Genomic DNA, 19,846 nt, shown 5'->3' on the forward strand with positions numbered 1-19,846 from the left:
CGAACTCGTCGACCGCGCGCTGCGCGGCCGTCTCCAGCATCTCGACGCGCGATGCGCGTTCGCGGCCGGCGTCGTCGCGATGCTCGGTGAGATCCGCACTGCGGCGCTTGCCGATCTCGGTCAGGCGGTGGTTCAGCGCCTCGATCAGCAACGCGCGGCGCTTCGGGTTGTCGAGCAGGTCGTCCTGCAGGTACGGGTTGCGACGCACGACCCAGATGTCGCCGAGCACTTCATACAGCATCCGTGCCGAGCGGCCCGTGCGGCGCTCGGCACGCAGCTCGTCGAGCACCGACCACGCCTCCTCGCCGAGCAGGCGGATCACGATCTCGCGATCCGAGAAGGACGTGTAGTTGTAGGGAATCTCGCGCAAGCGGGGCGCGGGGTCGGCGGCGACGGCGGCGGCCGCGCCATGCGGATCGAAAACTTGTGGTGCGTTCATGTTCGGACGACTCGGAGGGCCGATACCCCGTGCACGGGCGTCGGCAAGCGCGTGGGCGCAATCTTGGGGAAATCTGTTCTGGTTACCAGGCGCGTGGCTGTCCTTCATGGGGCCGGAGCGGGCGACTCGCCCCTCCTGGCCGGCGACAGGGCCTGGCGGCACTCGGAATCATCAGCACGATCGCGCGCGGCGCGCATGCCGTTCGGCCGCGGGGCTGGCTGCGCGCGGCGTCGGCTTCAACGGTGCGATCCGAGGGTGCCTCTGCATCTTCCGAATCCTTGATTCAAAACGGAATTCTAACCCATGATCGGGCCGCCCGTGACACGCCGGACAGGTCGTGGGGCTATCGCCGCGCGCCGCGCCGGGCGTGGTTGCGCGCGGTTTCATGCGATCATTCGCCGTCCGTCCGGTCGGTAACCGTGCGGTTAAACCGGTAAAAAGCGGGCGCCCGACGGCGCGAATGCGTTGCCCGCACGCGCGCACGACCGCCGACGGCCGCCCGCCCGGCATGCCGCTTGCGTGCGGGCGGACCCTTGGCGCTATCATTGACCCTTTACCGTCTGCATCCGCACTGCACGCGAGCGCCCATGGCATCCCACGATTACCTGAAGAAAATCCTCACCGCGCGCGTCTACGACGTCGCGCTCGAGACGGAACTCGAACCGGCCCGCAACCTGTCGGCCCGGCTGCGCAACGCCGTTTACCTGAAGCGCGAGGACAACCAGCCGGTGTTCTCGTTCAAGCTGCGCGGCGCGTACAACAAGATGGCGCACATTCCGGCGGACGCGCTCGCGCGCGGCGTGATTACCGCGTCGGCCGGCAACCACGCGCAGGGCGTCGCGTTCTCGGCGGCGCGGATGGGTGTCAAGGCCGTGATCGTCGTGCCCGTCACGACGCCGCAGGTGAAGGTCGACGCGGTGCGCGCGCACGGCGGCCCGAGCGTCGAGGTGATCCAGGCGGGCGAATCGTACAGCGATGCGTACGCGCACGCGATCAAGGTCCAGCAGGAGCGCGACCTCACGTTCGTCCACCCGTTCGACGATCCGTACGTGATCGCAGGCCAGGGCACGATCGCGATGGAGATCCTGCGCCAGCACCAGGGCCCGATCCACGCGATCTTCGTGCCGATCGGCGGCGGCGGGCTCGCCTCCGGCGTCGCCGCGTACGTGAAGGCGGTGCGCCCGGAGATCAAGGTGATCGGCGTGCAGGCCGAGGATTCGTGCGCGATGGCGCAGTCGCTCGACGCGGGCGAGCGCATCGAGCTGAGCGAAGTCGGCCTGTTCGCGGACGGCACCGCGGTGAAGCTCGTCGGCGAGGAAACTTTCCGGCTGTGCCGCGAGTTCCTCGACGGCGTCGTGACGGTCAACACCGACGCGCTGTGCGCGGCGATCAAGGACGTGTTCCAGGACACGCGCAGCGTGCTCGAGCCGTCCGGCGCGCTCGCGGTCGCGGGCGCGAAGCTGTACGCGGAACGCGAAGGCATCGAGAACCGGACGCTCGTCGCGGTCACGTCCGGCGCGAACATGAACTTCGACCGGATGCGCTTCGTCGCCGAGCGCGCGGAAGTGGGCGAGGCACGCGAAGCCGTGTTCGCGGTCACGATCCCCGAGGAACGCGGCAGCTTCAAGCGCTTCTGCTCGCTGGTCGGCGATCGCAACGTCACCGAGTTCAACTACCGGATCGCCGATGCGCAATCCGCGCACATCTTCGTCGGCGTGCAGATCCGCCGTCGCGACGAATCGGCGGAGATCGCCGCGAACTTCGAATCGCACGGCTTCAAGAGCGTCGACCTGACGCACGACGAGCTGTCGAAGGAACACATCCGCTACATGGTCGGCGGCCGCTCGCCGCTCGCGCTCGACGAACGCCTGTTCCGCTTCGAATTCCCCGAGCGGCCGGGCGCGCTGATGAAGTTCCTGTCGTCGATGGCGCCGGACTGGAACATCAGCCTGTTCCACTACCGCAATCAGGGCGCGGACTACAGCTCGATCCTCGTCGGGCTGCAGGTGCCGCAGGCCGATCGCGCCGAGTTCGAACGCTTCCTCGCGGCGCTCGGCTATCCGTATGTCGAAGAGAGCGCCAACCCGGCGTACCGCCTCTTCCTGTCGTAAAGGCGTCACACGATGAATCCCGAACATTCCCCGCTCGGCAAGGCCACCGTCTACGCGACGCAGTACGACGCGTCGCTGCTGTTTCCGATCCCGCGCGCCGGCGCGCGCGAGCAGCTCGGTATCACGTCGGCGCTGCCGTTCTTCGGCACCGACATCTGGAACGCGTACGAACTGTCGTGGCTCAACGCGCGCGGCAAGCCGCAAGTCGCGATCGCGACGTTCTACGTGCCCGCCGAATCGCCGAACATCGTCGAATCGAAGTCGTTCAAGCTGTATCTCGGTTCGTTCGCGCAGTCGAAGTTCGACTCGATCGACGCGGTGCGCGACGTACTGAAGCGCGACGTGTCGGCAGCATGCGGCGCGAGCGTATCGGTGCAACTGGTGCCGGCGCACGATTTCCGCAAGCTGGAGATGGACGAGCTCGACGGGCTGTCGCTCGACCGGCTCGATCTCGACACCGACGTGTACGAACCGGATCCGTCGCTGCTGTCGGCCGCCGAGGACGAAGCGCCCGTCGAGGAGACGCTCGTGTCCGACCTGCTGCGCTCGAACTGCCCGGTCACGGGCCAGCCCGACTGGGGCAGCGTGCAGATCCATTACGTCGGGCCGCAGATCGACCACGCGGGACTGCTGCGCTACATCATCTCGTTTCGCAATCACACGGGCTTTCACGAGCAATGCGTCGAGCGGATCTTCCTCGACATCCTGCATGCGTGCAAACCGGTGAAGCTCGCGGTGTATGCGCGCTATACGCGCCGCGGCGGGCTCGACATCAACCCGTTCCGCACGAACTACAACCAGCCGATGCCGGACAACGCGCGGACGGCGAGGCAGTAAATGAAGTGACGCTGGCGGGCATTTCGCGGCCCGCCAATGCCGACTCGCATCGGCCACACGCAAGGCTGCGGCAATCTTCCGACAAGATTCGCGATTAGCCGATGCGAGGCGTGGATTTGCGTTGTCCTTTGCGCAGGAAAGGCGATAAATCAGAAATCGATCGAAAGCGCCTCAACGCAACGAGGCCGGCGCACATCCATGCGCCGGCCCCGTTGCACAACGAACCGCCCTCGCCGCGTTACTTCGCCGGCGCCTTGTAAGCGATGCAATCGACCTCGACCTTGCAGTCGATGACCATGCTCGACTGCACGCACGCGCGTGCCGGCGGGTTCTCGCCGAAATACGAGATGAACACCTTGTTGAACGACGCGAAATCGCGCGCGTCGTCGAGCCACACGCCGCAGCGCACGACGTGCTCGAGGCCGTAGCCGGCTTCCTTCAGGATCGCGATCACGTTCTCGATCGCCTGCTTCGACTGCGTGACGATCCCGCCTTCGACGACCTCGCCGTTCACCATCGGCGTCTGGCCCGACACGTACAGCCAGCCATCTGCCTCCACCGCCCGCGCGAACGGCATCACCTGGCCGCCAGTCCCCTTCGCTTCGCCTACGCCATATCGCTTCATCGTTTCACTCCTCGTTTGTCGACCCGAGTTGGCGCTTCGGCGCCTACTCCGGTCCCATGCAACGCTCGGTTGCGGATGCGCGCGCCGGCTGCTGCGGCGCGCATGGAAGATCGGAATGCGAGCGTTCAGAACGCCGCATCGGCACTGGCCGGCACGCGCTCGCCGCGCGCGACGAAACCGCCCGCGCGCTCGCCGGTCGGCTGGCCGTTTTCATAAGTCAGCACGCCGTTCACCCACACGGCGTCGATCCCGTGCGCGGGCTGTTGCGGCTTGTCGAACGTCGCGGCGTCGATCACGCGCGCCGGATCGAACAGCACGAGATCGGCGTGGTAGCCGACGTGCACCTCGCCGCGGCGCGCAAGCCCGAAGCGGCGCGCGGACAGCGACGTCATCTTGCGGATCGCCTCCTCGAGCGGCAGCAGGTTCGTGTCGCGCACGTAGTGGCCGAGCACGCGCGGGAACGCGCCCCACAACCGCGGATGCGGCAGCGGATCGTTCGGCAGCCCGTCGGAGCCGACCATCGTCGCCGGATGCGACAGGATCCGGCGCACGTCGTCCTCGGACATGTTGTGGTACACGGCGCCCGCCGGGCGAATGCGCTGCGCGGCCTCCTGCTCGGTCACGCCCCAGTCGGCCGCGATCGCCTTCAGCAGCTTGCCCGCGACTTCCGGGTGCGGCTCCGACCACGTGATCGTGATGTCGATGTCGCCCGTCACCTGCTTCAGGTCGAGCGTCGACGAACTGCGGCTGTACGGATAGCAGTCGCAGCCGACCGGCTGGTAGCGGCGCGCACCGTCGAGCGACGCGAGCACCTCGGTGCTGCGCCCCCAGTTCGACGGACCCGCGCACTTCAGGTGCGAGATCACGACCGGCACCTGCGCGTGGCGGCCGACGCGATAGGCCTCGTCCATCGCATCGAGGATCGCGTCGAATTCGGTGCGCATGTGCGTCGTGTACAGCGCGCCGGCCTTGGCGAGCGGCTCGGCGAGCGCCATCACTTCCTCGGTCGGCGCGGCGAACGCGGAGCCGTATGCGAGACCCGACGACAGGCCGAGCGCGCCGTTCGCGAGCGCCTCCTCGAGCTGCGCGCGCATGCCGGCGATCTCGCCATCGGTCGCCGCACGGTCGAGGCGGTCCATCTGGTTGTTGCGCAGCGCCGTATGGCCGACGAGCGCCGCGACGTTTACGGCCGGGCGCGCATCGTTCACGGCCGCGACGTAAGCGGCGAAGCTCGGGTACCGGAACGCGCCGCGCTCGCCGAGCAGGTTCATCGGGTCGGGCGGATCGCCCGCGAGCGTCACCGGCGCGGCGCTGATCCCGCAGTTGCCGACGATCACGGTCGTCACGCCCTGCGAGATCTTCGGGATCATCTCCGGCGCGCGGATCACGTGCGTGTCGTCGTGCGTGTGCACGTCGACGAAACCCGGTGCCAGCGCACGGCCGTTCGCGTCGACGACGGTCTCGGCGAGCCAGTTCGACAGGTTGCCGATCGCCGCGATCAGGCCGTTGCGGATCGCGACGTCACGCGTGACGGGCGGTGCGCCGGTGCCGTCGTACAGTTGCGCGCCGACGATCAGCGTATCGGCCGCTTCGGGATGCGAATGCATGGTCAGTCTCCTACCGGTTGACGGTCTCCGCCGCCGCGGTGCGCATCGAGCGCGTGCTTGATGCGGCGCAGCGATTCTCGGCCCGCATCGCCGAGCCGCAATGCGACGCCGGTGACGAGCACGTCGATCGCCATCATCATCGCGTAGCGCGATGTCGAAGGCTTGTAAATGAAATCGGTTTCGAATGCGACGACGGGAATCAGATGGTCGGCGAGCGTCGCGAGCGGCGACGCCGGCGCGGTGATCGCGATCAGCTTCGCGCCGTAGCGCTTCGCGAGCCGGCAGCTCTCGAGCAGCTCGGGCACGCGCCCGCTCACCGACAACGCGACGACGACGGTGTCGCCCGCCAGCGTCGCGGCCACCATCCGCTGCAGCAGGCTGTCCTGGTAGCTCGCGACCGGCCGGCCGAACCGCACGAGCCGGAAGCGCAGCTCGTCGGCAAGGGCGGTCGAGCCGCCGCCCTGCCCGTACACGTAGGTCATTTTCGCGCCGGCGAGCAAGTCGGCCGCCGCGTCGAACGACGTGTTGCGCAGCAGCTGGTGGTTGTGCGCGAGCGCCACGCGAATCTCGTCGTAGACCATCGACGCGGGGCTCGTGTCGTCGGCCAGCGCGTCGTCGGACGGCACCAGAAAGCGCTGGCCGACGGCCGCCGCCTGCGCGACGAGCACCTTCAGCTCGCGCACGTCGCGGCAGCCGACGGCCTTCGCGAAACGCGTGACCGTCGCGACGCTGACCTCCGCGTCGCGTGCGAGCGCGCCGATACTCGCATGCGCGGCGCGCGCCAGATCGGCGAGGATGAACGCGGCGACCTTGCGCTCGGCTTCGCGCAACTCGGGCGCGCATTCGGCGATCCGCGCGACGATGTCGAGGACCGGCGGGGCAGCCTGAGCCGGATGGGGCTCGGCCGCGGGCGAAGCGGACGGGGAAGCAGGCGTATTCATCGGCGGAAAAGGGTGCGAAGCCGGATGTTATTAAATAACATCACCGCGCCGATGCTACTTTCTGTACCATCTGCATGTCAACTTCAGTGCAATGCATAGTGATGATGGAGCGGGATGACATGAAAGTTACAAACTATCAGGAAGCGACGATCGATCCGTTCGGCAAGGGCCTGGGCAATCTGCCGAGCGCGAGCGTGCCGCTCGGCGACGCGGGCCGGCTCGAATGGAACCTGCTCGCGGAAGACGTCAGCCTGCCGGCCGCCGTGCTTTACGCGGATCGCGTCGAGCACAACCTGAACTGGATGCAGGCGTTCGTACAGAAATACGGCGTCAAGTTCGCGCCGCACGGCAAGACGACGATGGCGCCGCAACTGTTCCGCCGCCAGCTCGACGCCGGCGCGTGGGGCATCACGCTCGCGACCGCGCACCAGACGCAGGCCGCGTATCACGGCGGCGTGCGGCGCGTGCTGCTCGCGAACCAGCTGGTCGGCCGCCAGAACATGACGATCATCGCGGGGCTGCTGTCCGATCCCGATTTCGAATTCTTCTGTCTCGTCGATTCCGCGGACAGCGTCGATCAGCTCGGCCGCTTCTTCGGCGACGCGAAGAAATCGCTGAACGTGCTGATCGAGCTCGGCGTGCCGGGCGGCCGCGCGGGCGTACGCGACGCCGCGCAACGCGAGGCCGTGCTGGCCGCGATCGCGCGCTATCCGGACACGCTGAAGCTGGCCGGCATCGAACTCTATGAAGGCGTGCTGAAAGAGGAAGGCGAGATCCGCGCGTTCCTGCAGCAGGCAGTCGCGCTCACGCGCGAGCTGGCCGAAGCCGGCCGCTTCGCGCGCACGCCGGCGATCCTGTCCGGCGCCGGTTCGGCGTGGTACGACGTGGTCGCGGAAGAATTCAAGAAGGCGTCCGACGCGGGCTTCGCGGAAGTCGTGCTGCGGCCGGGCTGCTATCTGACGCACGATGTCGGCATCTACAAGAAGGCACAGACCGACGTGTTCGCGCGCAATCCGATCGCCCGCTCGATGGGCGAAGGGCTGCTGCCGGCGCTGCAGCTGTGGGCGTACGTGCAGTCGGTGCCGGAGCAGGATCGCGCGATCGTCGCGCTCGGCAAGCGCGATGCGGCGTTCGACGCAGGCCTGCCCGAGCCGGCGCGCCACTTCCGTCCGGGCCGCGACACCGCGCCGCGCGACGTCGCCGCCGCCGAAGGCTGGGCCGTCACCGGGATGATGGATCAGCACGCGTACCTGCAGATTCCGCCGGGCGCGGACGTGAAGGTCGGCGACATGGTCGCGTTCGACATCTCGCATCCGTGCCTGACGTTCGACAAATGGCGCCAGGTGCTCGTGCTCGATCCGCAATTCCGCGTGACGGAAGTCGTCGAAACCTTCTTCTGATGCACGCCGCGCGCGGCGCCGCCCTGCCGCTCGTGCGGGGCGGCCGTCACGCGCGCTTCAATCTGCCGGAGTACACTGCGCTTTCGTCCTCGGGGCCCGTCGTCGCCGTCATGCACGGCACGGCCGGGCCTTCAACGCTGCTTCACTGGAGAAAGCCATGGCCGCGAAGAAGATCCTGTTCCTGACCGGCGATTTCGCCGAAGACTACGAAACGATGGTGCCGTTCCAGGCGCTGCAGGCCGTCGGCCACCACGTCGACGCAGTCTGCCCGGGCAAGCGCGCGGGCGACAAGATCAAGACCGCGATCCACGATTTCGAGGGTGACCAGACCTACACCGAGAAGCCCGGCCATCAGTTCACGCTGAATGCGGCGTTCGACGACGTCGATGCGGCGCGCTACGACGCGCTCGCGATCGCGGGCGGCCGTGCGCCGGAGTATCTGCGACTCGATCCGAAGGTGATCTCGCTCGTGCGCGAGTTCGCCGAAGCCGGCAAGCCGATCGCGGCGATCTGCCACGCGGCGCAACTGCTCGCGGCCGCCGACGTGATCCGCGGCAAGCGCATTTCGGCGTACCCGGCCTGCGCGCCGGAGGTGAAGCTCGCGGGCGGCGAATACGCGGACATCCCGGTCGACGCGGCCGTGACCGACGCGCCGTTCGTCACCGCGCCCGCGTGGCCCGCGCATCCGGCGTGGCTTGCGCAGTTCCTCGCGCTGCTCGGCACGCGCATCGAACTGTAAACCCACACTCGATCGGAAGGAAACGAAGCGGCGGCCGGCGGCACTGACGTGCCGCCCGGCGCCGCACGTCAACGCGCGACCGGCGTCGACCCGACGTCCGCGATCCGCGATTCCAGCATCGCGAGCGCACCCGACAGCGCATTGAGCACGTCGTCCGGCAGTTGCGCCATCGTCTGTTCGAGAAACGCCTTGCGGCGCGGCAGGCAGGCATCGAACGCCGCGCGGCCTGCGTCCGTCAGCGTGACGTTGGTCACGCGGTTGTCGCGCGCGTCCGATTCGCGCTTGATCCAGCCGAGCGCGTCGAGCGACTTCAGCTGGCGCGTGAGCGCGCCCGGATCGATGCGCAGCACTTCGACGAGCTTCTTCTGCGACGAATGCCCGTCCATCGTGTGCAGCGCGACCATGATGCGCCAGCGCGGCATCGGTTGCCCGACGTGCGCTTCGAACGCGGTCATGAACGCGCGATACGTGCGTCCGAATTGCTGCAAGATCGCGACGCGGTCCTGTTCTTCCATGCGCTGATTTCGTTCCGGTGAATCGTTGAGTCGTCGAATCGCTCGATCGCCCGATCGGTCAATCGGCCGCGACGTGCGGTTCGATCTTGCGCCGCAGCGCGATCGGCGGCACGCGGCGGCACTGCCATACCGACACCACGGCGACGACGGCCGCCATCGCGACACCCAGGTGAATCGCGCCGACCAGCGATTCGCGGGCCGCTTCCAGCAGCAGCGCGCCATTATGCCCGGCACGCGTCAACTCCGCGACGAGACCGCCCTGCGCCGCGCGATCGATCAGGATCTGCGGATCGGCGAGCCGCGCGTGCCACTGCATCGCGTGGTCGGCCGACAGCGCGCTGCGCACGCCGCTCGAATACATCTGGTTGACGAGCGTGCCCGTGAGCGCGGTGCCGAGCATCCCGCCGACCATCCGCAGCGACTGCAGCAACGCCGTCGCGATGCCGAGGTGCTCGCGGCCGGCCGTCTGCTGCGCGAACACGGTGAGGTTCGGCAGCACGAAGCCGAGCCCGATGCCGCCCGCGACCATCAGCGCCATCAGCATCCAGGCCGGCGTCGTGTGGGTCGCCACGACGACGCCCGCGCACGCGAGCGCGAACAGCACGAAGCCGACGTGCAGCATCGTGTTCGGATGGCGGATGCGCGTGACGACGCGGCCGTTCATGATGCTGCCGATCGTGATGAACACGACGAGCGGCGTGATCACGAGCCCGGCCTCCTTCGGCGACATCCCGAAGCCGCCCTGGAACAGCAGCGGCGCGTAGAACAGCAGCGAGAACATCGAGAAACCGGCGAGGATCGCGAGCACGAACAGCGCCGACAGCGCGCGATTGCCGAACATGTCGAACGGCAGGATCGGCTGCGCGCAGCGCTTCTCCCAGTGCCACAGGCCGACGCCGGCCGCGACCGCGACGACGAGCAGCAGCGACGCCCAGCTCGCGACGCCGTACTTCGGCAGCCATTCGACGAACAGTTGCAGCGCGCCGAGCGACAGCGCGATCAGCAGCGCGCCCGGCCAGTCGAGCCGCATCTTGCGATCGTGCTCGACGTGGCGCAGGTGCGGCAGGTAGCGCCACACGAAGATCAGCGACAGGATGCCGATCGGCAAGTTCACGTAGAACACGGAGCGCCAGCCGAACGACTGGGTCAGAAATCCGCCGAGAGACGGGCCGACCGCGTTCGCGATGCCGAACGCGGAGCTCATCAGCACCTGCCAGCGCAGCCGCACGACGGAATCGGGGAACAGGTCGGGAATGCATGCGAACGCGGTGCCGACCAGCATCCCGCCGCCGATGCCCTGCAGCCCGCGCGCGAGCACGAGGTACAGCATGTCGTTGGCCATCCCGCAGAGCACCGACGCACCGGTGAACACGACGATCGACGCGATCACGAACGGCTTGCGGCCGTAATAGTCGCCGAGCCGGCCGAAGATCGGCACCGTGATTACGGAACTGAGCAGGTACGAGGTCGCGACCCACGCGTACAGGTCGAAGCCGCGAAGTTCGGCGACGATGGTCGGCAGCGCGGTGCCGACGACCGTCTGGTCCAGCGCGACCAGCATGGTGACGAACGAGATCCCGATCATCGCCAGCAGCGATTCGCGGAACGGCAGGACTTGCCCGCTCGAATGGTGGGCGGCAGTATGGACGGCCATTTTTTGTCGATGCAACTTTTGCCGAGTCAAATTATCTCAAAATTGTAGCATGCCGGAGTAATCTAGGCCGGCGATGGTTCAGGGCCTCGTTCACGCCAAGGAGAAAGATGGAACCGATTTCAATCACCCCCGCCGCGACGCTGTCGCCGGAGGATCGGGACGCGCTGCGGCGCGCGAAACAGGTGCTGGAAAGCCCGTCGCTGACGATGAAGCTGACGGGCGTGCTCGGCGCGCCGGTCGAGAAAATGATCGCGCGGCTGCCGGATTTCGCGACCGGCAAGATCAACGATGCGACGCAGCTTGCGCTGCGCAAGTGCCTGAACATCGCGCTGCGCACGCTCGGCAAGCCGCCGTCGCCGGACGCCGAGCCCGAGAAGCCCAGCAACCTGCTGCACAAGCTCGCGGTCGCGACGACCGGCGCGGCGGGCGGCGCGTTCGGCTTTCTCGCGCTGCCGGTCGAGTTGCCGGTGACGACCACGCTGATCTTCCGCTCCGTGTGCGACATCGCGCGTAGCGAAGGCGAGAACCTGACGTCGGTCGATACGCAGTTGCAATGCCTGGCCGTGCTCGGCATGGGCGGCAACCCGGACAAGCAGGAGGAGGACGCCGATCTCGGCTATTTCGTGCTGCGCGGCGCGCTCGCGCAGGCGATCTCGAAGGCGTCGTCGGACATCACGGCGAAAGGCATCGCCGCGCACAGCTCGGCGGCCGTGTTCAAGCTCGTGCAGACGGTGGCGTCGCGCTTCTCGGTGCAGGTGACCGAGCAGATGGCCGCGAAGTCGATCCCGGCGATCGGCGCCGTGCTCGGCGCGACCGTCAACACGCTGTTCATCGACCACTTCCAGCAGATGGCGCACGGCCATTTCACCGTGCGCCGGCTCGAACGCAAGTACGGCTCGGTGGCGGTCAAGGCCGCCTATCAGGCGATCGACGCCTCGCCGACGCGCTGAACCGCGCGCTCGACCGCGACGCGGCGCAGGAACGCGGCCGCGCGGTCGAGCGCGTCGCGCGCTTCCGGCACCATCGGCGCGTACAGCTGCCACACGTGCGGCATGTCGGGCCACACCTCGATCTCCACCGCCACGCCGGCCGCCTTCGCCTTCTCGGCGACGCGCCGCGAATCGTCGAGCAGCACCTCGGTGCTGCCGACCTGGATGTACAGCGGCGGCAGGCCCGCCAAATCCGCATAGAGCGGCGATGCGTACGGATGGGTTGCCGACTCGTCGCCGAGATACAGCTTCGCGGCCTTCGGCAGCGCTGCGGCCGCGAACATCGGGTCGAGGCCGTCGTTGCCGCGCATCGTGCCGCCGGTACCGGCCAGGTCGGTCCACGGCGAGAACAGGATCGCGCCGGCCGGCAGCGGCTCGCCGCGATCGCGCAGCGCGACGAGCGTCGCGAGCGCGAGGCCGCCGCCCGCCGAATCGCCGCCGAATACGATCGACTCGGGCGGCGTGCCGAGCGCCAGCAGTTGCCGGTATGCGGCGAGCGCATCGTCGAGCGCGGCCGGGAAGCGGTTTTCGGGCGCGAGCCGGTAGTCGAGCGAGAACGAACGCACGCCCGCGCGCTTCGTCAGGCCGAACACCAACGGCCGGTGGGTTTTCGTCGAACAGAAGTAGTAACCGCCGCCGTGGAAATACAGCAGCATGCGGCCGGGCTCGCGCGCCGCGCCCGCGTCGGTGCGTTCGAGCCATTCGCCGCGCAGCGGCGCGTCGCCGGCGCCGTAGCACTGGCGCAGCCGGTAGCCCGACGGCGCGCGGCGCGGCACGATCATCCGCAGGTCGGTAAAGCGCCGGGCACGCGCGGGGTCGAGCACCTCGCGCGTGGTTTCCGGACGAAACTGCCAGCGCAGCAGCCAGCAGGCGAACTTGCTTTGCCAACTCATCGGACGCACTCCGTCATCGCAATGTGACGATGGTACGTGCGAACGTTCCCGCGTCGCTCGACAAGTGCCTCTATATCAAACGTCGGCGCTCAGTTCGCCGGCATCACCTGGCCGCGGATCTCGCCGGACGGGTGCTCCTTCGTATGAATATTGAAATACCACTTGCCGCCCATCAGGTCGGTGACCTGCGCATCGGTGAGTTCCTTCGAACCCTTGATCGGGCTCGCCAGCTCGTCCTTCGGAACCGGCACCTGCACGCCGGCGTTCTGGCCGACCGGCGCGGGCCCGTGAAAATGCGCGGCGGTGGCCGGCCCCGTGAGGTGTTCGTAAGTGACCGTCCACTGCAGCATGTGCGTGGCCGTGTCGTAGGTGGCGGCGACGGCGCCCGACCCCTTGGTCGCCGTCGGCGGCACTTCGCTCGATGGCTGCAGACTGGCGGACAGGCGCACCGTTTCGGCGGCGGCGCCGCCGGCGGCCAGCACGCCCGCGAACAACGCGACCTGGAGCAAACGCAGCTTGAGCATGGATTCTCCTTGTACGACGTGGTACGCCGCCCCGGCGGCGGCGCGTCACTGGATGGTAGTCGATTGCGGTCGATCCGGGCAGCCTGCCGAAACCTGGAAGACACCTTTGCAGCATGCCCGCTGAATCCGCGCACGGCCTTTCGCTACACTTCGTTTCACAGTTGCTTGTTTCCTTCGTCCGAAGGAGTCTGCGAGTATTCACGCGGCCGCCCGGCCGCGTTTTTTTCGTGTGTCCTGCGGCAAGCGGCGCGCCGCGCACGCATGCGCCCTTTCCAGAATACCAAGCAGGACGAATCGTTTTTCGTCCCACGCGAGTCGCGATAAGTGCGCGTGCGGACAGTTGCCGAAACCGGATCGCGTACCCAGCAGGTTGTCACGATACGTGTAATACGTTATTGCGCGAACCCGGGTCGACACGTGTTTTCCCGCGCAGGAAAATGCCGCATGTTGTCGTGACTGGAAGTGAACCGTGCCGGCCCGTCTCCCGATGCCCTGCCCGCCCCGCCCCGTCCGTGTCCGCCCGCTGCTGGCGGGTCTCTGCTCCGCCGCCGCCCTCTACGGCGCGCCCGTCGACGCGCAGGAATTCTCGCTGTTCGCCGGCCAACTGTGGGGCGGCGGCCAACGCACGTATACGTGGGCGTTCGATTACCAGGAAGGCTTGAGCCCGCACACCGCGCTCGGCTTCACGTGGTACAACGAAGGGCACATTCCGAATCACCATCGCGATGGCCAGGCGGTGCAATTCTGGGGCCGCATGCCGCTGGAGAATCGCCGCCTGGTGCTGTCGGCCGGCGCGGGCCCGTATCGCTACTTCGACACGGTTCCGGCCGCCGAAGGCCGCGGTTACTCGAATACCCATGGCTGGGGCGTGCTGATGAGCGTGCGTGCCGCGTACTACACGTCGCACCGCTGGATTGCGCAGCTTCAGGTCAACCGCGCACAGGTGTTCAGCGGGCCCGACACGACGTCGGTGATGTTCGGCGTCGGCTACCAGCTCGACGCGCCCGACACGCCGGGCCCGCGCGACGCCGCGCTGCCGCGCACGCGCAAGGTTACGAACAACGAAGTCACCGCGATGCTCGGCGAGACGATTCTCAACAGCCGCTCGTCGCCTTCGACACTCGGCGGCAGCGTCGAATACCGGCGCGGCCTCACGCGTTCGATCGACTGGACCGCGACGTGGATGTACGAAGGCGCGAAGCAGGCGGTCCGCCGCAACGGGATCGCGTCCGAGCTGTGGCTCACGCGCGCGTTCCTGAACGACAAGGCCACGCTGTCGGCGGGCGCCGGCGCGTATTTCACCGTCAACCAGCGCAACCGCGAAGGCCAGCCCGGCCCGGGCGACGGCCGGCTCTCCGGCATCGTGTCGATCTCGGCCAGTTACCGGATTTCCGAGCGCTGGCTCACGCGCATCACGTGGAACCGCGTGGTCACGCGCTACGATCGCGACACCGACGTGATCCAGGCCGGCCTCGGCTACCGGTTCTAGCCGGGCGCACGCGTCGGGCGCGCCGCCCGCGTCACGCGCGATAGCCCGGATCGATCCGGTCGACGAGACGCTGCAGCGCGTCGAACGCGTCCTGTCCCGCGCCATGCTTCGGATCGAAATTCAGTGAATCGCGCACGCACCCTTCGAGCACGGACGGCGCAATCGGCAGCGCATCGCCGATCGCATGCGTCGCGATCTGCACCTCGCACGCGCGATTGAGCAGCCACATCAGCGAGAACGTCTGCGCGAGGGTTGCGCCGATCGTCACGGGCCCGTGGTTGCGCAGCAGCAGCACGGGCCGCCCGCCCGCGCTCTCGACGATACGCCGGCCCTCGTCGAGATGCACGGTGATGCCTTCGAAGTCGTGATACGCGACCTTCCCGTACAGCTGCGCCGAATAGAAATTCGAGAACGACAGCCCGTCGCGCGAACAGCACACGGCCATCGTGGGCGTCGTATGCACGTGCATCACGCAGTGCGCATCGGGCAGCGCCGCATGGATCGCGCTGTGGAACGTGAAGCCGGCCGGATTGATCGGCCAGTCGGCATGGCCGATCACGTTGCCGTCGATGTCGATCTTCACGAGATTCGACGCGCACACCTCGCGGTAATGGAGCCCGAACGGGTTGATCAGGAAATGTCCGTCCTCGCCCGGCACGCGCAGCGAGATATGGTTGTAGATCAGCTCGGTCCAGCCGAGGGTGTCGAAGATGCGGTAGGCGGCCGCGAGCTGCACACGCGCCTGCCATTCGGCTTCGGAAAAGCGCGCGGGACGCGCGAACGGCTGGTTCGGTACACGTTGCATGAGGAACTCCGGTTGCGAGGGGCGCGCGGCCCCGGGCGAGTGGCGGTGCGCATCGTCCATCGTCCGCCGGCGCCGCGCGCGGTGCGTATCGCGCACGTGCGGCGGTACGTCGTTCGGCGTCGTTCCGGCCCGCATTATGCGACGGGTTCCGCGGCGCCCTTCACGATATGCACATCGTTGCGTGCACAACCATATCACCTTTCCCCGCACACCGGTATCGCGGGTTTTGCCGGAGCCGTTTTCGCCCTTACAACTGGTCGTCGACCGGCAGCAGCGTGAAGATGCCCGTCATCATGTTGCGCAGCAGCCCGGCATGCGGGTCGACGTGATAGGTGGTGGTGCGACCGCCTTCGGTGCCCGTCCATTCGAGCGCGGGCGGGCTGCCGTCCGCCCGCGTCGCGAGCGTGACGCGGTAGCTTTCGTCCGGCTGCGTCACGCGCGCGAAGATCGCCGCGGCCTGCTGCGCGAGCACCGGGCTGTGGATCACGAGCGCGAGTTCGGTGTTCAGGTGCGCGGAACGCGGGTCGAGGTTCAGCGAGCCGATCACGAGAATCTGCCGGTCGATCACGTACGCCTTCGCATGCAGGCTCGCGCGCGAGCGCGAGCCGAACAGCCGCGCGGGCTGCTGGTCCGGCTGCGACTTGAATTCGTACAGCTCGACGCCGCGCTGCAACAACGGCACGCGATACGGCGCATAGCCGGCCTGCACCGCGACCGCGTCGGTCGCCGCGAGCGAATTCGTCACGATCGCGACGCGCACGCCGCGCGCGACCGTGTCGCCGAGGATTTTCACGCCGACGTCGTGCGGCACGAAGTACGGCGAAAACGCGAGGAATTCCTTCTGCGCGCCGCGCGTCAGCTCGGCCAGGCGCTGCATCGGCGGGCTCACGTACGTGCCGGTCGGCTGCGCGACCTTGGTCGGCGCATCGACCTTGAATTCGGCCGGCGCCCACACGAGTTCGAGTTCGTCGCGCGCGATCTGTCGTGCAAGCGGCGTCGCGTTCAGCGGCTTCGCGTTGTACGGATCGGCATTCTTGCGCCAGTGGTCGCGCAGCTCGTCGCGCATCGCGTCGAGATCCTTCGGATCGAACGTCTGATGATTGAGGGCACGCAACGGATAGCTGCTCGCGCTCGCCCAGTAGTCGTCGAAGCTCTTCGAGATGTCGTGCGTCACGGGGCCGGCCGCCAGCACGTCGAGATCGCGGAACTGCAGCGTCGGGCTCGCACTGAAGTATTCGTCGCCGAGATTGCGGCCGCCGACGATCGCGAGCTGGTTGTCGGCGATCATCGCCTTGTTGTGCATCCGGCGCGTGAAGCTGTCGATCCGCGTGAAGAAGTTGGCCGTGCGCTCCATCACGCCGCGCTGCGATGCGCCGAACGGGTTGAACACGCGGATCTCGATGTTCGGGTGCGTGTTCAGCGCGGCCATCACGCGGTCGATATCGTCGAAGTTCAGGTCGTCGACCAGCATCCGCACGCGCACGCCGCGATCGGCCGCGTACAGCGCCGCGGCGAGCAGCAGCTTGCCGGTCGTATCCTCGGTCGCGATGTAGTACTGCATGTCGAGCGTCTTCGTCGCCGCACGCGCGAGCGCGATGCGCATCTGCAACGCGGTGGCGCCGTCGGCCAGCAGCCGGAAGCCCGACTGCGCCGGATGCGCGGCTGCCGGCGCGGCCAGCGCATCGCGCAGCGGCGTCGCGGTATCGGCCGACAACGCGTGGGAGACGGGACGATCGAGCGAAGTGGCGGGCGGATGCGTCGCGCACGCAGCGAGCGGCAGCAGCGCGCAGACGATCAGCGCGCGGGCCTGGCGGCATGCGGCGCGCCACGACGGCGCGGCCGATGCGCGCCGGATCAAGGATGTGAGCACGGAAGCTTCCTCGACAGTCGGATCAATGGGCACATCATCGCCGCGGCGCGCGGCTGACAGGCGGTTCCGGTCGATTCTAGTGGGCGCCCGACGAACCGGTCAATTGGGCCGGGCCGCGCAGGCCGGCGCGCCCGCCGGTCCGATCAATCTCAAGCCGTCTCGCCGCTGCGCTCGAAATGGCTGCGCACGTAGTCGATATGCGTCTGCATCGCGGTGCGCGCCTCTTCGGGTCGGTGCGCGCAAATCGCGTCGCACACGGCCCGGTGCTGCAACAACAGCAACTCGGATGCCTGCTCGTCCCCCATCGTCATCCCGGCCACGTTGATCGAGATGTACTCGCGCAACATCCCGACCACGCTCGTGTGCAGATGCAGAAACATCGTATTGGGGCGACGCGAGCGCGATCGCCTCGTGCAGCTTCGCGTCGGTCGCGGCCTCGACGGACGCGTCGTCGTTCGACCGCGCGTGGATGGTGCCGCAAGCGGCAACGTGCACGCCGAAAAAACAAAAAACCCACGCCCGGACGAGCGTGGGTTTTTCATTTGGCGTGCCGGTCGCCTGCGTCGACGACCGGCGATCCGTTGCGCAATCTGCCGCGGGATCGGTTGCGGGATCAACTGCCTTTTGCGATGCGATCCTGGATGTGCTGCGCACGGCTCGCCGACGATGGATGCGAGCTCATCATCGAGCTCTGGCCGCCGTCCATCTGCGCGAGCTTCTGGAAGCCGGTGACGAGGCCCTTCTGGCTCATGCCCTTCTGCTTCATCAGGTCGAACGAGTAATCGTCGGCCGCGCTTTCCTGCGACTGCGAGAACTGCGCGTTGATGAACTTCTCGGTGATGTCGCCGAGCTGCGAGCTCGACAGCGCCGCCACGCCCGGCGACGCCGCGCCGGCCGCGCTGCGCGCCGCGCTCACCGCGTATGCCGTCTGCATCGCCTTCTTCGAGTGGCCGAGTGCGACGTGGCCCATTTCATGGCCGATCACGCCGCGCAGCTCGTCGTCGTTCATCATGTCCATCAGGCCGCTGTACACGCGCACGCAGCCGTTGCCCATCGCCCACGCGTTGACGTCCTTGGTCAGATAGACCTTGTAGTTGATCTTCTGGCCGTTCAGCGTCATGTCGCCGAAGCCCTTCATCACCTTCGTCAGACGCTTCGCGTATGCGCTGTTCGGCGGTGCGATCTTCGATTCGGCGTCGCTCGACTTGCACGATTCGTTCGACAGCGCCGCGATGTCGCTGTCCGACAGCGTCGCTGCCTTGAACAGGTTGGTCCCCGCCGACGTCAGGCTGTTCGCGTCAAGGTTCTGTACCCCGCCGCATGCGCTCAACAGAAACGCCACGCCACACGCCGCCACCGCTTTCTTGAGTTGCATCCCGGAATCCCTCGATAGTTGTATTTGGGAGCGGCGATTTTGCATAATCCGGCAGAAAATTACCAGATGTTTACATCGGATGACACGTTCATTACGCAGCGGATTGAAACGGCATGGCGATCCGGCGCCGTATTGACGACAAAAAGCGCGGCAATCGCCGCACGCCGGGGCGGCGAACGGAAAGGAAAACGGGCGGGCCTTCGCTCAGGCAGTCTGGTCGCGGCGCCGCGCCAGACGGCGCGCGACCAGCATCGGCAGCCGCATCGCGAAGCCGGTGAAAAGACGCAAGTGCATCCACGCGAGCAGCGCGTTGTCGCGGCCGTAGTGAAAGTGCGACACGCCGCCTTCGTGGCGGCCGAAATAGCGCACCGGCGCGTCGATGCGGATCGGGCGCACGCCGGCCCAGCACAGCCGCACGGCCGCTTCGGGATCGAAGTCGAAGCCGCGCATCCACGGCTGGCGCCGCATGATCGCCGCCAGCGGCGCGACCGGATAGACCCGAAAGCCGTACAGCGAATCGCCGATCCCGGCCCACAGCGTCTCCAGGTCGGCCCACGCGTTCGACAGCCGGCGCCCCTGCACGCGCAACTGCGGCGCGCTCGCATCGAACTTCGGCACGCCGAGCACCATCGCGTCGAGTGCAGCCTGCGATGCCGCCATGAAAGCGGGAATCAGGTCGGCCGGATGCTGGCCGTCGGAATCCATCGTCAGCACGTGCGTGAAGCCGCTCGCGGCGGCCGCGTCGAGCCCCGCGAGCACCGCGGCGCCCTTGCCGCGATTCTCCGGCAGCACGATCACGCGCAAGCCGGGATCGCGCTCGGCCATCGCCTGCAGCCGTTCGGCGCTGCCGTCGGTGCTGCCGTCGACGACGACCCATACCGGATTCCACTGCTCGCGCGCATGGCGCACGGTCGTGTCGACCTTGGCGCCCGGGTTGTAGCTCGGAATCAGGACGAGATGAGTGGACGACGCGTGCAGCTTGGACATGGGAACAGCCGATGGCGAAGACGGGGATCCTGACAAAAGTGTATGA

The 19,846-nt window shown here is 67.6% G+C and carries 18 protein-coding genes and 1 pseudogene; 6 read left to right on the forward strand and 13 right to left on the reverse strand.

All coding sequences use genetic code 11. The features are described from left to right. On the reverse strand, positions 1-439 hold a 439-nt coding region (locus WS89_RS00170; RefSeq protein WP_156440472.1), incomplete at its 3' end, for a DUF3683 domain-containing protein. Positions 440-1,026: 587 nt separating this feature from the next. On the opposite strand from WS89_RS00170, the gene ilvA reads away from it, so the two are divergent. Together ilvA and queF are read left to right on the forward strand one after the other, a co-directional pair. Further along, positions 1,027-2,550 (forward strand): threonine ammonia-lyase, biosynthetic, encoded by a 1,524-nt coding sequence (ilvA, locus tag WS89_RS00175; RefSeq protein WP_059504436.1) that lies wholly within the window; start codon positions 1,027-1,029, stop codon positions 2,548-2,550. Positions 2,551-2,562: 12 nt separating this feature from the next. Further along, positions 2,563-3,387: an NADPH-dependent 7-cyano-7-deazaguanine reductase QueF gene (queF, locus tag WS89_RS00180; RefSeq protein WP_059504434.1), complete on the forward strand. Its 825-nt coding sequence runs from the start codon at positions 2,563-2,565 to the stop codon at positions 3,385-3,387. A gap of 238 nt (positions 3,388-3,625) precedes the next feature. On the opposite strand, the gene WS89_RS00185 is transcribed toward queF, so the two are convergent. The 3 genes from WS89_RS00185 to WS89_RS00195 all read right to left on the reverse strand — a co-directional run bounded on the left by WS89_RS00185 (position 3,626) and on the right by WS89_RS00195 (position 6,560). Beyond that, positions 3,626-4,012: a RidA family protein gene (locus tag WS89_RS00185; RefSeq protein ID WP_006497391.1), complete on the reverse strand. Its 387-nt coding sequence runs from the start codon at positions 4,010-4,012 to the stop codon at positions 3,626-3,628. 125 nt (positions 4,013-4,137) lie between these two features. Then, on the reverse strand, positions 4,138-5,619 hold the full coding sequence (locus WS89_RS00190) for an N-acyl-D-amino-acid deacylase family protein (protein WP_059504430.1): 1,482 nt from the start codon (positions 5,617-5,619) through the stop codon (positions 4,138-4,140). A gap of 2 nt (positions 5,620-5,621) precedes the next feature. Beyond that, the gene (locus tag WS89_RS00195; protein WP_059789080.1) at positions 5,622-6,560 is read right to left on the reverse strand and encodes a MurR/RpiR family transcriptional regulator; all 939 of its coding nucleotides are present in this window, start codon (positions 6,558-6,560) and stop codon (positions 5,622-5,624) included. Positions 6,561-6,679: 119 nt separating this feature from the next. Between WS89_RS00195 and WS89_RS00200 the strand changes: the two genes are divergently transcribed. Both WS89_RS00200 and WS89_RS00205 read left to right on the forward strand, forming a co-directional pair. Then, positions 6,680-7,960, forward strand: a complete 1,281-nt coding sequence (locus tag WS89_RS00200) for an amino acid deaminase (protein ID WP_059789081.1) — start codon at positions 6,680-6,682, stop codon at positions 7,958-7,960. A 157-nt stretch (positions 7,961-8,117) separates the two neighbouring features. Further along, positions 8,118-8,699 carry a DJ-1/PfpI family protein gene (locus WS89_RS00205; protein ID WP_006487930.1) on the forward strand — a complete coding sequence of 194 codons (582 nt, stop codon included), beginning with the start codon at positions 8,118-8,120 and terminating at the stop codon, positions 8,697-8,699. A 68-nt stretch (positions 8,700-8,767) separates the two neighbouring features. Here WS89_RS00205 and WS89_RS00210 read toward each other — a convergent pair whose 3' ends face one another. Further along, complete coding sequence (locus WS89_RS00210) at positions 8,768-9,214, reverse strand: MarR family winged helix-turn-helix transcriptional regulator (RefSeq protein WP_059504424.1); 447 nt, start codon at positions 9,212-9,214, stop codon at positions 8,768-8,770. A gap of 58 nt (positions 9,215-9,272) precedes the next feature. Next, positions 9,273-10,868, reverse strand: a complete 1,596-nt coding sequence (locus tag WS89_RS00215; RefSeq protein ID WP_059504422.1) for an MDR family MFS transporter — start codon at positions 10,866-10,868, stop codon at positions 9,273-9,275. A 107-nt stretch (positions 10,869-10,975) separates the two neighbouring features. Here WS89_RS00215 and WS89_RS00220 point away from each other — a divergent pair, with 107 nt between their 5' ends. After that, entirely contained in the window at positions 10,976-11,818 is an 843-nt protein-coding gene (locus tag WS89_RS00220; protein WP_059504420.1) for an EcsC family protein, read from the forward strand. Here WS89_RS00220 and WS89_RS00225 read toward each other — a convergent pair. Beyond that, positions 11,788-12,750 carry an alpha/beta hydrolase gene (locus WS89_RS00225; RefSeq protein WP_059789082.1) on the reverse strand — a complete coding sequence of 321 codons (963 nt, stop codon included), beginning with the start codon at positions 12,748-12,750 and terminating at the stop codon, positions 11,788-11,790. The two genes, WS89_RS00220 and WS89_RS00225, sit on opposite strands and share 31 nt — an antisense overlap. 89 nt (positions 12,751-12,839) lie before the next feature. Next, positions 12,840-13,274 (reverse strand): CHRD domain-containing protein, encoded by a 435-nt coding sequence (locus tag WS89_RS00230; RefSeq protein WP_059789083.1) that lies wholly within the window; start codon positions 13,272-13,274, stop codon positions 12,840-12,842. A 487-nt stretch (positions 13,275-13,761) separates the two neighbouring features. Here WS89_RS00230 and WS89_RS00235 point away from each other — a divergent pair, with 487 nt between their 5' ends. Next, on the forward strand, positions 13,762-14,763 hold the full coding sequence (locus tag WS89_RS00235) for a hypothetical protein (RefSeq protein ID WP_059789084.1): 1,002 nt from the start codon (positions 13,762-13,764) through the stop codon (positions 14,761-14,763). A gap of 31 nt (positions 14,764-14,794) precedes the next feature. Here WS89_RS00235 and WS89_RS00240 read toward each other — a convergent pair whose 3' ends face one another. From WS89_RS00240 to WS89_RS00260, 5 genes and pseudogenes are all read right to left on the reverse strand, one after another. Beyond that, complete coding sequence (locus WS89_RS00240) at positions 14,795-15,568, reverse strand: class II aldolase/adducin family protein (protein ID WP_059789097.1); 774 nt, start codon at positions 15,566-15,568, stop codon at positions 14,795-14,797. Positions 15,569-15,815: 247 nt separating this feature from the next. After that, positions 15,816-17,438 carry a phospholipase D family protein gene (locus WS89_RS00245; RefSeq protein WP_059504410.1) on the reverse strand — a complete coding sequence of 541 codons (1,623 nt, stop codon included), beginning with the start codon at positions 17,436-17,438 and terminating at the stop codon, positions 15,816-15,818. Between the two features lie 149 nt (positions 17,439-17,587). Then, positions 17,588-17,903 (reverse strand): annotated as a pseudogene (locus WS89_RS34115) (FadR/GntR family transcriptional regulator); the annotation flags it as partial. A gap of 148 nt (positions 17,904-18,051) precedes the next feature. After that, positions 18,052-18,813, reverse strand: coding sequence for a M48 family metalloprotease (locus WS89_RS00255; protein WP_059789085.1), 762 nt, complete (start codon positions 18,811-18,813; stop codon positions 18,052-18,054). 204 nt (positions 18,814-19,017) lie between these two features. Beyond that, positions 19,018-19,800, reverse strand: a complete 783-nt coding sequence (locus WS89_RS00260) for a glycosyltransferase family 2 protein (protein ID WP_059789086.1) — start codon at positions 19,798-19,800, stop codon at positions 19,018-19,020. Positions 19,801-19,846 lie beyond the last annotated feature (46 nt).

Origin of the sequence: Burkholderia sp. MSMB1072, from assembly GCF_001524725.1 — a bacterium.
In the GTDB taxonomy this organism is placed as follows: domain Bacteria; phylum Pseudomonadota; class Gammaproteobacteria; order Burkholderiales; family Burkholderiaceae; genus Burkholderia.

Coding starts and splice junctions, on each gene's coding strand:
- WS89_RS00195 (WP_059789080.1), bottom strand. CDS start 6,560: ATGAATACGCCTGCTTCCCCGTCCGCTTCGCCCGCGGCCGAGCCCCAT.
- WS89_RS00210 (WP_059504424.1), bottom strand. CDS start 9,214: ATGGAAGAACAGGACCGCGTCGCGATCTTGCAGCAATTCGGACGCACG.
- WS89_RS00220 (WP_059504420.1), top strand. CDS start 10,976: ATGGAACCGATTTCAATCACCCCCGCCGCGACGCTGTCGCCGGAGGAT.
- WS89_RS00260 (WP_059789086.1), bottom strand. CDS start 19,800: ATGTCCAAGCTGCACGCGTCGTCCACTCATCTCGTCCTGATTCCGAGC.
- WS89_RS00200 (WP_059789081.1), top strand. CDS start 6,680: ATGAAAGTTACAAACTATCAGGAAGCGACGATCGATCCGTTCGGCAAG.
- WS89_RS00235 (WP_059789084.1), top strand. CDS start 13,762: ATGCCCTGCCCGCCCCGCCCCGTCCGTGTCCGCCCGCTGCTGGCGGGT.
- WS89_RS00240 (WP_059789097.1), bottom strand. CDS start 15,568: ATGCAACGTGTACCGAACCAGCCGTTCGCGCGTCCCGCGCGCTTTTCC.
- queF (WP_059504434.1), top strand. CDS start 2,563: ATGAATCCCGAACATTCCCCGCTCGGCAAGGCCACCGTCTACGCGACG.
- WS89_RS00230 (WP_059789083.1), bottom strand. CDS start 13,274: ATGCTCAAGCTGCGTTTGCTCCAGGTCGCGTTGTTCGCGGGCGTGCTG.
- WS89_RS00225 (WP_059789082.1), bottom strand. CDS start 12,750: ATGAGTTGGCAAAGCAAGTTCGCCTGCTGGCTGCTGCGCTGGCAGTTT.
- ilvA (WP_059504436.1), top strand. CDS start 1,027: ATGGCATCCCACGATTACCTGAAGAAAATCCTCACCGCGCGCGTCTAC.
- WS89_RS00215 (WP_059504422.1), bottom strand. CDS start 10,868: ATGGCCGTCCATACTGCCGCCCACCATTCGAGCGGGCAAGTCCTGCCG.
- WS89_RS00190 (WP_059504430.1), bottom strand. CDS start 5,619: ATGCATTCGCATCCCGAAGCGGCCGATACGCTGATCGTCGGCGCGCAA.
- WS89_RS00255 (WP_059789085.1), bottom strand. CDS start 18,813: ATGCAACTCAAGAAAGCGGTGGCGGCGTGTGGCGTGGCGTTTCTGTTG.
- WS89_RS00185 (WP_006497391.1), bottom strand. CDS start 4,012: ATGAAGCGATATGGCGTAGGCGAAGCGAAGGGGACTGGCGGCCAGGTG.
- WS89_RS00205 (WP_006487930.1), top strand. CDS start 8,118: ATGGCCGCGAAGAAGATCCTGTTCCTGACCGGCGATTTCGCCGAAGAC.